The organism is Xanthomonas cassavae CFBP 4642 (assembly GCF_000454545.1).
GTDB classification, from domain to species: domain Bacteria; phylum Pseudomonadota; class Gammaproteobacteria; order Xanthomonadales; family Xanthomonadaceae; genus Xanthomonas; species Xanthomonas cassavae.
The window spans coordinates 2,919,436-2,931,488 of the sequence record NZ_CM002139.1; the positions used below are offsets into that span (position 1 = coordinate 2,919,436).

Consider the following 12,053-nt stretch of genomic DNA (forward strand, 5'->3'; position numbering starts at 1 on the left):
GCCATCGCGCAGCAGCAGCCAAAGTGACAGTGGCCGAACGGTTGACCTGGATGTCTCGGACGTGATCCGTGCCTGCAAGACCGCATTGCCATTGCAGGCGTACGGCCGGCTCATGCGCCGACCGCCACGTCAGTGCAGGGATACGCAGTTTCTCAGGGTCTGGCGCGCCGCTACCGCCGGACGGTTGATGCTGCGTCCATGCTGATGCAGGCCAGCCTTGGCCTGACGATCTCCGCATCCCGGGCTGCCTGCATGGCATGCGGGCGGGATCCGCGCAGCAAGGTGCACATGTCATCTCTCGGTGTTCTCGCACCAAGAGCGATCGGCCGGTTGCACGCATGCCTGATGGCAACCCTCGCACACCCCTCTCCCGAGGGACGAGAGGCTGGCATATCCGGCGTCGGGCGTGAAGTCTGCTGCGCTACATGCATTGATCGGGCCCTGCGTCCCGATCAGTGCACGTCCTTCCAGTATTCCTTCTTCAGCAGGTAGGCAATGAAGGTGAGCAACGCCAGGAACAGCACCACCCACACGCCCAGGCTTTGCCGCTTCAGCGCAGCCGGTTCGCCGGCATACTCGAGGAAGTTGGCGATATCGCGCACCGTCTGGTCGAACTCCACCGGCGTCTGACGCCCCGGCTGCCCAAGCTTCAGGGCTTCCACCGGCTTGTCGCCGGTGGCCTTGTCGGCCGGGCCGAACTGCGCTTGTTGCAGGCCTTGCAACTCCCACAGCGGGTTGGGCATCGACGCGTTCGGGAACAGCTGGTTGTTCCAGCCCAGCGGACGGGTCTGATCCAGGTAGAACGACTTGAGGTAGGTATAGACCCAGTCGGTGCCACGCACGCGGGCGATCAAGGTCAGATCCGGCGGCGCCTTGCCGAACCACTTGGCCGCCGCATCGTGCGGCATGGTGCCTTCGATATGCTCGCCGACCTTGGCGCCGGTGAAGTTGAGGTTGGTCATGACCTCCGCTTCGCTCAAGCCCAGGTCGCTGGCCATGCGCGCATAGCGCAGGTATTTCAGCGAGTGGCAGCCGGAGCAGTAGTTCATGAACAACTGCGCGCCGCGTTGCAGCGATGCGCGGTCGCCCAGATCGTTGCCGGCCTGCTGCACCTTTCCGCCTTCGGCCGCGATTGCTCCCGCGGCCAGGATCAGGCCACACAGCAATGCGGCCACGCGCGACTTCCGTGACCTCACGTTGGAATTAGTCATGGGTGGTCACCCGCTCCGGCACCGGCTTGGTCTTGTCCAGCCGCGTCCACACCGGCATGGTGATGAAGAAGGCGAAGTACAGGAAGGTCAACACCCGCCCGACGTAGGTCTCGTGCGCGTCGGTGCCGGGGCCGGACCCGATCACGCCCAGCCACACGAAGCACACCACCAGCACGCCCAACGCCGCTTTCGAGATCCAGCCGCGATAGCGCACCGAGCGCACCTTGGCCCGATCCAACCACGGCACCAGGAACAGGATCGCGATCGCCGAGAACATCACCAGCACACCACCGAGCTTGTTGGGCACCACGCGCAACATGGCGTAGTACGGCGTGTAGTACCACACCGGCTTGATGTGCTCAGGCGTCACCAACCGGTTGGCCTCGGTGAAGTTGTCATGCTCCAGGAACAGGCCACCGAAGGCCGGCGCGAAGAAGATGATGAAGGCTGCGATCAGCAACAGGAAGCCGACGCCCACCAGATCCTTGACCGTGTAATACGGATGGAACGGAATGCCATCGGCCGGCTTGTGTGCATCCCAGCGATTGCCCTTGGGGCCCTTCTTGATCTCCACGCCATCGGGATTGTTGGAGCCCACTTCGTGCAGCGCGCCGATGTGCAGCACGATCAGCAGCAACAGCACCAGCGGCAGCGCGATCACATGCAGCGCAAAGAACCGGTTGAGCGTGGCATCGCCAGGCAAATAATCGCCCATGATCCATTCGGTCAGCCCGTTGCCGATCACCGGAATGGCACCGAACAGCGAGATGATCACCTTCGCGCCCCAGAACGACATCTGTCCCCAGGGCAGCACATAGCCCATGAAGGCTTCGGCCATCAGCACCAGGTAGATCAGCATGCCCAGGATCCACACCAGCTCGCGCGGCTTCTGGTAGCTGCCGTACATCAGGCCACGGAACATGTGCAGATACACCACGATGAAGAACAGCGAGGCGCCGGTGCTGTGCATGTAGCGAATCAGCCAGCCCCACTCCACGTCGCGCATGATGTATTCGATCGAGGCGAATGCATCGGCGGCGCTGGTCTTGTAATGCATCGTCAGGAAGATGCCGGTGACGATCTGGTTGACCAGCACCACGATGGCCAGCGAGCCGAAGTAGTACCAGAGGTTGAAGTTCTTCGGCGCGTAGTACTCGCTGATGTGCTTGCGGTACATGGGCATCAGCCCGGGCGCGCGTTCGTTGACCCACTCGAACACACCGTTGGCGGAACGGACCAGGATATTGCTCATCACGCAGCCCCCGTGCTGTTGGCCGACTTGCCGGCAGCGTCCGGATCGACGCCGATCACCAGGGTGTTGTCGTCGACATAATGGTGTGGGGGCACCAGCAGATTGATCGGGGCGGGCACGCCATCGAAGACGCGGCCGGACATGTCGAAGCGCGACTTGTGGCAGGGGCAGAAATAGCCGCCTTTCCACTGCGGGTCGTAGGGCTCGGGCCGGATCTCGGCCACCATTTCCGGCGAGCAGCCCAGATGCGTGCACAGCCCGACCAGCACCGAGATATCGGATTTGATCGAGCGGTACTCGGGGTTCTTCAGTACATACTCGGGCTGCTGATCCTTGTTCTCGGACTTGGGGTCCTTGAGCCGATCGTCCAGGGAGGGCAATGCATCGAGCATCGCCTTGGAGCGCTTGACGATCCAGATGGGCTGACCGCGCCATTCCAGAACCAGGCGTTGTCCTTCCTGCAAGGCGCTGATGTCGGCAGTCACCGGGGCGCCGGCCAGTTTGGCCCGTGCACTGGGATTCCACGACTTCACGAACGGAACTGCAACAAATCCTGCTCCGACCGCACCGACCACGGCCGTTGTCGCGGTCAAAAACCGGCGACGCCCGGTATCGGCAGGTGCGTTAACCCCATCGTTGGCCATCCGGCTCTCCGATCTTGATTAGGTAGCGTGAGGCTGCCAACGGCTGGCGGGGGGTCCAGCCGCGATGAATCGACCGCAGTGTAGCGGAACGCTTAATGCACAGACAATGCAATGTACGCAGTCGGAGCCATGCGATGCAATGGCCGCTGCGCAAGGTCGCTGTTCGTTATGCATGCGCGGCAGGATACGTGCCTGCATGGCTGTGACGCAGTGCGCGGCACCGGCGCGTTGCGACAGCGGACATGACGCGGCGTTGCATCGTCCCTGCGTGTGCCGCAGCGGCGATCGCGCGGTGCGCGATCGCAACACCCAGGTAACGATCACGGCACGCCTGTCTGCACCGCGCGATGGGCGCGCAGTCGGATGCTCAGTTGGCAGTGGCGGTCTGTCCGCGATAGCGCCCTGCCAGCAGGCCGACGCGTTGCACGTAGCGCTGGGTTTCGCTGTACGGCGGCACACCACCGTACCGGTCTACCGCACCTTCGCCGGCGTTGTAGCCGGCCGCGGCCAGGGTCAGGTCGCCATTGAACCGCTTCAGCAACCACGACAGATATTGCACGCCGCCGCGAATATTTTGCGATGCATCATAGGCATCGCTGACCCCGAAGCGCCGGGCGGTTCCCGGCATCAACTGCATCAGCCCCTGCGCGCCGGCGCGGCTGAGCGCCAGCGGGTTATAGGCCGACTCGGCATGAATGATGGCGCGCACGATCGCTTCTTCCACGCCGAACTCGCGCGCCGCCGAAGCGATCTCCTGCTGGTAGGCAGCCGTGTTGAGCCGGATCGCACCGAAATTGACCCCCGGCTTGGCACCGCAGGCGTAGCAGGTCTCGATGAAGCTGTAGTGGATGGTGCGCAGGCCCTCGATGCTGGCGACCTGGCGTGGGCGAGCGCTGGTGTAATGGCGCACGCCGTCCTTCATATAAGAGTAGACCTGCCCGCTGACCACCCGGCGCGGATTGACCGCCACCGGCGCAGCGGCAGGCGCGATGGAATTGGCGCTCTCGGCAGCCGGCAACGTGCGCTGCACCGATGGCGCAGCGGTCTCGGCCGTGCGTCGGGGCTGGCTGATGATGGTGGCAGGCGCGCCACTGTCGATGTTGGCGACCGGACGCGCCGCTGCCTGCGACAGCGCCGGCGCCGGGCCCACAGGCGTGGCGTGCGCTCGCCGGACCGACCGATCGGGCGTGTAGCTGCTGATGACGCTGCAGGTGGCGCCGTTCTGGCGCTTGCTGAGATAGCTGGTGATGCCGTCGCCGCTGACGCACTTGTACAGCGTGCCGGCGCTGGCCGGCGCAACCGACAACGTGACAAGCAACAGCCCCAGCAATCTTGACATCCCCTTCATGCGGCGGAGTGTCCCAGCTTGCCCGGGGCTTGCCAAGAGGCCGCGCCACTCAGGCCGACGGCCGGTCCAGTCGCGCCCGCAAGCTGTCCAGGGCAGTGAGCAACGGCATGCGCATCCCGGGCGGTGCGATCGCCTCGAATGGAATCTCCAGCACCAGCAGGTTGGCCACCAGCGTCGGCATGCTCGGGGCGCCCAGCCCCAGCCAGCAATGCCCCGCCCCGTCGGCTTCCAGTGCACCCAGCCACGGCGGGATCTGCGCGGCCAGCGTTGCCAGCGATCCGGGCAGGCGGACCCGTACACGGCACGGAAACGGTGCCTCGCCGATGGCCTTGCGCAGCAGCTGGAGCGGTTCCTCGGGCAGCGCGCGCGCGGCGAACTGCGCACCGGTCGGCAATGCCTGATCGATGCGGTCCGCGCGCAGTGTCCGCCAGTCCTGGCGTTCGCAGTCCCAGCCCAGCAGGTACCAGCGCCGCCCGTAGTTGACCAGCAGCGCCGGCTCCACGCAGCGGATGATGGCCTCGCCGGAGTGGCGCCGGTAGTGCAGCCGCAACGTGGTGCGGTCGCGGCATGCGCCGGCCAGTTGCGCCAGCACCGCCGCGTCCACCAGGCTGTTGGCTTCGCCCAGCGGCAGGCTGGCCATGGCGGCGTGCGCGGCACTGGCACGCTGGCCACTGCGCCGCGGCAGCAGCGGATCGAGCTTGGCCAACACGCGGGTGGCAGCCGCGTCCATGCCTCGGATGGCCGGGGCGACCGCGCGCAAGGCGATTGCCACGGTCAACGCTTGGTCTTCCTCGAACAACAGCGGCAAGGCGGCCGCGCCCTGCCCCAGCCGGTATCTGCCCCCGCTACCCGGCGCCGCATGCACCGGGTAGCCCAGCCCGCGCAGGCGATCGATGTCGCGGCGCAGGCTGCGCGGGTGCACTTCTAGACGCTTGGCCAGGGCAGCACCCGGCCAGCGCCGCCCACCTTGCAGCAGGGACAGCAGTCGTAGCAGACGGGCAGCGGTCGAGGCCATGGACAAACGGTATTGCGGACAGAAACTGTCCGCAAGCATTCCGTAGCATCGTCATATCAGCCAGCGCTGATCGACCACCCCGACCCGCAATCCAAGGAGATCGCAATGTCAGACGACCGCCACATCACCCTGTTCCACAATTCCCGCTCACGCTCGCGCGGCGTGCTGGTGCTGCTGGAAGAACTGGGCGCCAGTTACAGCCTGCAGCGCATCGACCTGGAACAGGAGCAGCAGCGCACGCCGGAATTCCTGGCGATCAACCCGATGGGCAAGATCCCGACCATTGTCCATGGCACCAGCGTGGTCACCGAGCAGGGAGCCATCTACCAGTACCTGGCCGAGTTGTATCCGGAAGCCGGCCTGTCGCCGGCGCCGGGCGACGCCGACCGGGGCGCCTACCTGCGCTGGCTGGCGTTCTACGGTTCGGCCTTCGAGCCGGCGATCATCGACCTTGCGCTCAAGCGCGAGGCGCCACCGCGCTCGCTTTCGCCCTACGCCGACGCCGCCACCGTGCTGGCGGTGGTCGATGCGCAGCTGGCCAAGGGCGATTACCTGCTGGGTGCACGCTGCAGTGCGGCCGACGTGCTCTGGGGCGGCGCCCTGGCATGGATGGTGGAATTCGGCCTGATCGATCCACCGGGCCCGACCCACGCCTACATCGCCCGGATGGCCGCGCGCCCGGCGGTGGCGCGTGCCGAGGCAGTCGACCACCCCGCCGGTGCGGACGCTGCCGGCACAAGCGGGTAAACTGCGCGGCTTCGTTCACCACCCGCCTGGAATAAGCGCCATGCCCGGGACATCCGTTTCCGACCTGTCCACGGCCACCGCCGTGGACGCTCCCGCCCTCGTGCCGTTGCCGGTCGTCCGCCCGGCAGCGCCTGCCGTGGTGCGCGGCAAGCTGTACATCAAGACCCACGGTTGCCAGATGAACGAGTACGACTCGGCCAAGATGGCCGACGTGCTCGCCGCCTCCGAGGGCCTGGAGCTGACCGACACCCCCGAAGACGCCGACGTGGTGCTGGTCAATACCTGTTCCATCCGCGAAAAGGCGCAGGAGAAGGTGTTCAGCCAGCTGGGGCGCTGGAAGGCGCTGAAAGCCGGCGGCAAGCCGGTGATCATCGGCGTGGGGGGCTGCGTGGCCTCGCAGGAAGGCGAAGCGATCGTCAAGCGCGCACCCCACGTGGACCTGGTGTTCGGGCCGCAGACCCTGCACCGGCTACCGGAACTGATCCGCGCCCGGCGCGAGTCGGGCAAGTCGCAGGTGGACATCAGCTTCCCGGAGATCGAGAAGTTCGACCGCCTGCCCGAGCCGCGTGCCGAAGGCCCGTCGGCGTTCGTGTCGATCATGGAAGGCTGCTCCAAGTACTGCTCGTTCTGCGTGGTGCCCTACACCCGTGGCGAAGAAGTCAGCCGCCCGTTCGAGGACGTACTGGTGGAGGTGGCGCAGCTCGCGGCGCAAGGCGTGCGCGAGATCAACCTGCTTGGCCAGAACGTCAACGCCTATCGCGGCGCGTATGGCGCCGATGCGGGCGAGGCGGTGCAGTACGCCGATCTGGGGCTGCTGATTCGCACCATTGCGCAGATCGAAGGCGTCGGCCGCATCCGTTTCACCACCTCGCACCCGCTGGAGTTTTCCGACTCGCTGGTGGATGCGTATCGCGACGTGCCGCAGCTGGCCAACTACCTGCATCTGCCGGTGCAGGCCGGCAGCGACCGCATCCTGTCGGCGATGAAGCGCGGCTACACCGCGCTGGAATTCAAATCCAAGATCCGCAAGCTGCGCGCGGTGCGCCCGGATATCTCGATCAGCTCGGACTTCATCGTCGGCTTTCCCGGCGAGACCGAGGCGGACTTCGAAAAGACCATGAAGCTGATCGAGGACGTCGGCTTCGACCAGAGCTTTTCGTTCGTGTATTCACGCCGTCCCGGCACCCCGGCCTCGGATCTGCACGACGACACCCCCGAAGCGGTCAAGCAGGCACGCCTGGCAAGATTGCAGGCGCAGATCAGCGCGCACGCGGCCGGCATTTCGCAATCCATGGTCGGCAGCGTGCAGCGCGTGCTGGTGGAAGGCCCGTCGCGGCGCGACCCGAACGAGTTGACCGGCAAGAGCGAGAACATGCGCCCGGTGAACTTCCCGGGCCATCCGCGGCTGATCGGCCAGTTCGTCGATGTGCTGATTACCGAGGCGATGAGCAATTCGCTGCGCGGACGCATCCAGTTGGACGATAGCGCGGGCTGATGCCGGTGCTGACGCTGCGTGGTCGATGCCGTGATGCGGCATCGGCTGCAGGCCGCGCCGATCGATTGCACTGGATGCAGCCAGCTGACGCGGGTCCCGGCCTGCGTTGATACCGAACCCATTCTGAGTGCAGTGCGGAGCGCGCAAGGCGCTCCGTTGCCTGCGCTTGCGTCACTGCAACGGTGAGTGTCGCGTTGCGCGCGATTCGGATGCATCGACCAGCTGGCGGTGAGCTCACCCGGTTGTACGGCCATCTGCATGCCCAGGCCCCTCGCACAACCATCACAGCGGCACAGGCGCTTGGAGCGATTCCGGGCACTGGTGAAGATTTCACCAGCAAACCGCCATGCCTTGTGACAGAAGGCGCAGCGGCACTTACCCACAGGCTTTGCCGGATTCGATCCACATCGGGTGTGGACAACCCTTTGCGCACTGGCGATTTTTTCGCCACCACCTTGCCGAACCTTACGCCAGTAGGGCTGGCAACTTCTATCCACAGGTTAGTGAGGCGTGACTCCACAGCGATTGTGGAAAACCCGGCCGCACGGCAGGACGGCGCCCTGCAGCCAGGGCGCCGGTGTGTTGGTGGGATCACACCCTGCGCGCTACCCTCATCTGCCGCCCTACCGACGCCGCACGCGCTGTCCGATCTGACCATGAACGCACCTGCCTATCGTGATTTCACCCTGCAGCCCGAAGACACCGAGCGCCTGGCCAACCTGGCCGGCCCCTTCGACGCGCACCTGCGCCAGATCGAACTCAAGCTCGGCGTGGAGATCGCCAACCGCGGCAACATCTTCCGCGTCACTGGCCCGGAGCCGGCGATCACCGCCGCCCAGCAGCTGCTGACCGCGCTGTACGACGAAGCGGCCTCGATCATCTTCGACAACCACGCCATCCACCTGCGCCTGAACGATGCCAATGTCGAGCACGTGGTCGAGCGCGCGTACCAGCCGCAGGACGTGGCGATCAAGGTCAAGCGCGGCACCGTGCGCGGCCGTGGCGCCAACCAGGCCAAGTACCTGCATGCGATCGCCACCCACGACATCAACTTCGGCATCGGCCCGGCCGGCACCGGCAAGACCTTCCTGGCAGTGGCCAGTGCGGTGGAAGCGCTGAACGAATCGCGCGTGCAGCGCCTGATCCTGGTGCGCCCGGCCGTGGAAGCCGGCGAGAAGCTCGGCTTCCTGCCCGGCGACCTCAGCCAGAAGGTGGACCCCTACCTGCGCCCGCTCTATGACGCGCTGTACGAAATGCTGGGCGTGGAAAAGGTGGTCAAGCTGCTGGAGAAGAACGTCATCGAGATCGCCCCGCTGGCCTACATGCGCGGCCGCACGCTCAACGACGCCTACGTGATCCTGGACGAGGCGCAGAACACCACCATCGAACAGATGAAGATGTTCCTGACCCGCCTGGGTTTCGGCTCCACCGCGGTGGTGACCGGCGACCTGACCCAGATCGACCTGCCCAAGCACGTCAAGTCCGGCCTGCGCGATGCGATCGAAGTGCTGCGTGACGTGGAAGGCGCCAGCTTCACCTTCTTCGAAGCGCGCGACGTGGTACGCCACCCGCTGGTGCAACGCATCGTCACCGCGTATGAGAAGCGCGATCAGCGGGAAGACGCTGCCAAAGACAGCGCAGAGTGAATCGATGGATTACCAACCTGCTGTTGGCCAGCGGATGTATGGCGCTATCGCTCGACGTTGGATCGGCGCCGCTGTCGCCTGAAGCAGCAGTTGATCGCGATGTGGCGCTAGCTGTGATCTCTCAGTAGGTTGTTCATCCGGGGCCGATCTGGAAGATGGGGGTTACCACACCAACCCAGCCCCCAGGAGCCCCCGGATGAACCTGCATAAACATGCCCGTTTAACACCACGAGGTCGAGCCTTGCTCGTTCAGCGCGTCGTGGAGCATGGCTTGCGTGTGGAAGAGGCCGCGCATGCCAGCGGCGTGAGCGTGCGGACCGCCTACAAGTGGCTGGCGCGCTATCGCCTGTCGGGAGAGGACGGCCTGCAGGACCGCTCTTCGCGCCCGCAGCATTGCCCGCATGCCACCGGGCCGGAGCTGGTCGAGCAGATCCTGCAGCAGCGCCAACAACGCTCCACCTACGGGCAAATTGCCGCTCACCTGCAGGTGGGCCGGAGCACCATCGCGCGCATCGTCCGCCGCGCCGGCCTGCATCGCCTGGCCGAACTGGAACCCAGGCCCCCGGTCGTGCGCTACCAATATCCCCAGCCCGGCGGCATGTTGCATCTGGATATCAAAAAGCTCGGGCGCTTCTGCCAAGCCGGTCATCGTGTCACCGGCGATCGTACCCAGGCCAGCCGAGGAGCCGGATGGGAGTACGTCCATGTCGCCATCGACGATCACTCCCGCGTTGCGTTCAGCAGCCTGCACCCAGATGAAAGTCGCCTCAGCGCCTGCCGGGCGTTGATCGCCGCGGTGCGCTATTACCGCAGCCTGGGCGTGACCTTCCAGCGTGTGTTGACCGACAACGGCGCCTGCTATCGCTCCAAGGCCTTCGCCCGCACCATCCGGCACCTCAACCTCAGGCACTACCGCACCCGCCCCTATACCCCACGCACCAATGGCAAGGCAGAACGCTTCATCCAGACGGCATTGCGTGAGTGGGCCTACGCCCACCGCTATGACAGCTCCGAGCAACGTGCCGCTTACCTGGGGCACTGGCTCCATCACTACAACTGGCATCGGCCCCATGCCAGCCTCGCACACCGACCTCCCATCTCACGGATCCACATCCCACTGAACAACGTGGTGGGTTTACACAGCTAGCGACGCGAGTCACACTGCCATGCGTTTCGCTGACAGGCGTACACGCCAGCATCAGCCTTCCCGCCGCAGTGTTGCAGCGCTTGGCCGCACAGGCGAATGGGCCGATGCCAACCGATCGCGCCGCACTCTCCGCCTGGCAGCGAGGCCTCAGCGCTCGCTGGCTACTCGATTTGCCCGGCACCACCAAGGATGCGCATGGCTGCGACAGCTCGCCGATCGCACATGCCCACATGTCCAGTCAGCACTTGGTGGGTTGGTTGATTGAAACAGGCGTTGCCGCCGTCTGGATGCAGTCTCAGACCGGGTTCGTTCCCAGCTTGAAGGTGCAGGATTACAATCGTGGCTGCGCACGTGGCCCATTCGGCCATAGGCACTATCGCGTGGCCGGTGGTCCTGAGGTGCTTGTGCTGATGACCTGCTCGCGCTGACCCTTCAATCCAGGAAGTATGTGCCATGACCAAAGGTCCGGTCCGCCTCGACGTCGCCGTCAGTTATGCGTTGCCACGCGCAGGCCTGCCGTCGGCGGTGAGTTTTCGCAAGTGGGTGGCTGCCGCCCTGAAGGGACGCATCCGCGAGGCCGATCTGGCGGTGCGCGTGGTCGACCAGAAAGAAGGCTGCTCGCTCAACCACCACTACCGCGGCAAGGATTACGCCACCAATGTGCTGAGCTTCCCGGCCGAACTGCCGGAGGGTCTGCCCAAGGGCATCAAGATGCCGCTGCTGGGCGACCTGGTGATCTGCGCGCCGGTGGTGGCGCGCGAGGCCGCAGAACAGGGCAAATCGCTGGCCGCGCACTACGCGCACCTGACCGTGCACGGTACCTTGCATCTACTGGGCTGGGACCACGAAGACGACAAGGAGGCCGATGCGATGGAGCAACTGGAACGCGAGATCCTGGCCGACCTGGGGATCGAAGACCCTTATGCGGGAGAGCGTTGATGCGCGCGCTGATCGCAATGAGCTGCCTGCTGCTGAGTCCGGCAGCGGTACTGGCGCAGGGCGCGACGGTACGCCCCGACCTGCCAGCGTTGATCGAATGCCGCCAGCGTATCGGCGACTTCAACGCGTTGGCACCAGTGCTGGCCGACCCGCTGAAGGCGGTGGCGCTGGGCTGGACGCCGCTGGACCAGTCCAACCTGTTCATGACCGAATACACCCTCAACACGCCCATCAGCGTGTTCGGCCACAGCACCAACCACATCGCCTTTTCCGGCGCCAGCATCATGGCGATCCTGGACCTGCCCGATCCCCGTCCGCTGGCCAAGCAATTGGACCTGGAACTGGGCGTGGATAACGCCGACAAGGTCATGTACGGCCACGAGCTGGTCAGCGAAGACACCACCAACCCCAAGACCGGCGAGGCGATGATCGAATCGGTGGTGCTCAGCGTGACCAACGTCAAATCGCATCCGGGCAAGACCGTGGTGGGCTGCGGCTATAGCCTTGACCTGCCCTGAGGCCGGCACCCGCAGCGGATCCACAGCGTCCTGGCGGCTTCCTGCTAGACTGCGGCCTAATGCCTGGTTCGCCGGGTGCCGTCCCCCGTCA

At 65.4% G+C, this 12,053-nt stretch carries 12 protein-coding genes; 7 read left to right on the forward strand and 5 right to left on the reverse strand.

Annotated features, from left to right (window positions below; genetic code table 11):
* Positions 1 to 452: 452 nt before the first annotated feature.
* The 5 genes from XCSCFBP4642_RS0113020 to XCSCFBP4642_RS24780 all read right to left on the reverse strand — a co-directional run bounded on the left by XCSCFBP4642_RS0113020 (position 453) and on the right by XCSCFBP4642_RS24780 (position 5,470).
* Positions 453 to 1,211: a cytochrome c1 gene (locus XCSCFBP4642_RS0113020; RefSeq protein ID WP_029220173.1), complete on the reverse strand. Its 759-nt coding sequence runs from the start codon at positions 1,209 to 1,211 to the stop codon at positions 453 to 455.
* Positions 1,204 to 2,463, reverse strand: a complete 1,260-nt coding sequence (locus XCSCFBP4642_RS0113025) for a cytochrome b (RefSeq protein ID WP_029220174.1) — start codon at positions 2,461 to 2,463, stop codon at positions 1,204 to 1,206. Before XCSCFBP4642_RS0113025 ends, XCSCFBP4642_RS0113020 begins: the two co-directional genes overlap by 8 nt.
* On the reverse strand, positions 2,463 to 3,107 hold the full coding sequence (gene petA, locus XCSCFBP4642_RS0113030; protein WP_029220175.1) for a ubiquinol-cytochrome c reductase iron-sulfur subunit: 645 nt from the start codon (positions 3,105 to 3,107) through the stop codon (positions 2,463 to 2,465). Before petA ends, XCSCFBP4642_RS0113025 begins: the two co-directional genes overlap by 1 nt.
* Before the next feature lie 367 nt (positions 3,108 to 3,474).
* The gene (locus XCSCFBP4642_RS0113035; RefSeq protein WP_029220176.1) at positions 3,475 to 4,455 is read right to left on the reverse strand and encodes a lytic transglycosylase domain-containing protein; all 981 of its coding nucleotides are present in this window, start codon (positions 4,453 to 4,455) and stop codon (positions 3,475 to 3,477) included.
* A 49-nt stretch (positions 4,456 to 4,504) separates the two neighbouring features.
* Positions 4,505 to 5,470: a helix-turn-helix transcriptional regulator gene (locus XCSCFBP4642_RS24780; protein ID WP_033898340.1), complete on the reverse strand. Its 966-nt coding sequence runs from the start codon at positions 5,468 to 5,470 to the stop codon at positions 4,505 to 4,507.
* A gap of 105 nt (positions 5,471 to 5,575) precedes the next feature.
* Between XCSCFBP4642_RS24780 and XCSCFBP4642_RS0113045 the strand changes: the two genes are divergently transcribed.
* From XCSCFBP4642_RS0113045 to XCSCFBP4642_RS0113075, 7 genes are all read left to right on the forward strand, one after another.
* Positions 5,576 to 6,217 carry a glutathione S-transferase family protein gene (locus XCSCFBP4642_RS0113045; protein ID WP_033898342.1) on the forward strand — a complete coding sequence of 214 codons (642 nt, stop codon included), beginning with the start codon at positions 5,576 to 5,578 and terminating at the stop codon, positions 6,215 to 6,217.
* 40 nt (positions 6,218 to 6,257) lie between these two features.
* Positions 6,258 to 7,712, forward strand: a complete 1,455-nt coding sequence (miaB, locus tag XCSCFBP4642_RS0113050; RefSeq protein WP_029220178.1) for a tRNA (N6-isopentenyl adenosine(37)-C2)-methylthiotransferase MiaB — start codon at positions 6,258 to 6,260, stop codon at positions 7,710 to 7,712.
* A gap of 656 nt (positions 7,713 to 8,368) precedes the next feature.
* The gene (locus XCSCFBP4642_RS0113055; protein ID WP_029220179.1) at positions 8,369 to 9,358 is read left to right on the forward strand and encodes a PhoH family protein; all 990 of its coding nucleotides are present in this window, start codon (positions 8,369 to 8,371) and stop codon (positions 9,356 to 9,358) included.
* 196 nt (positions 9,359 to 9,554) lie between these two features.
* A complete protein-coding gene (locus XCSCFBP4642_RS0113060) occupies positions 9,555 to 10,505 on the forward strand; it encodes an IS481 family transposase (RefSeq protein WP_029220180.1) in 951 nt (316 codons plus the stop codon).
* 104 nt (positions 10,506 to 10,609) lie between these two features.
* A complete protein-coding gene (locus XCSCFBP4642_RS0113065; protein ID WP_152527266.1) occupies positions 10,610 to 10,933 on the forward strand; it encodes a hypothetical protein in 324 nt (107 codons plus the stop codon).
* A 25-nt stretch (positions 10,934 to 10,958) separates the two neighbouring features.
* Positions 10,959 to 11,444: an rRNA maturation RNase YbeY gene (gene ybeY / locus XCSCFBP4642_RS0113070; RefSeq protein ID WP_029220182.1), complete on the forward strand. Its 486-nt coding sequence runs from the start codon at positions 10,959 to 10,961 to the stop codon at positions 11,442 to 11,444.
* Positions 11,444 to 11,962, forward strand: coding sequence for a hypothetical protein (locus tag XCSCFBP4642_RS0113075; protein ID WP_029220183.1), 519 nt, complete (start codon positions 11,444 to 11,446; stop codon positions 11,960 to 11,962). The genes ybeY and XCSCFBP4642_RS0113075 overlap by 1 nt, the downstream gene beginning before the upstream one ends.
* Positions 11,963 to 12,053: the final 91 nt, after the last annotated feature.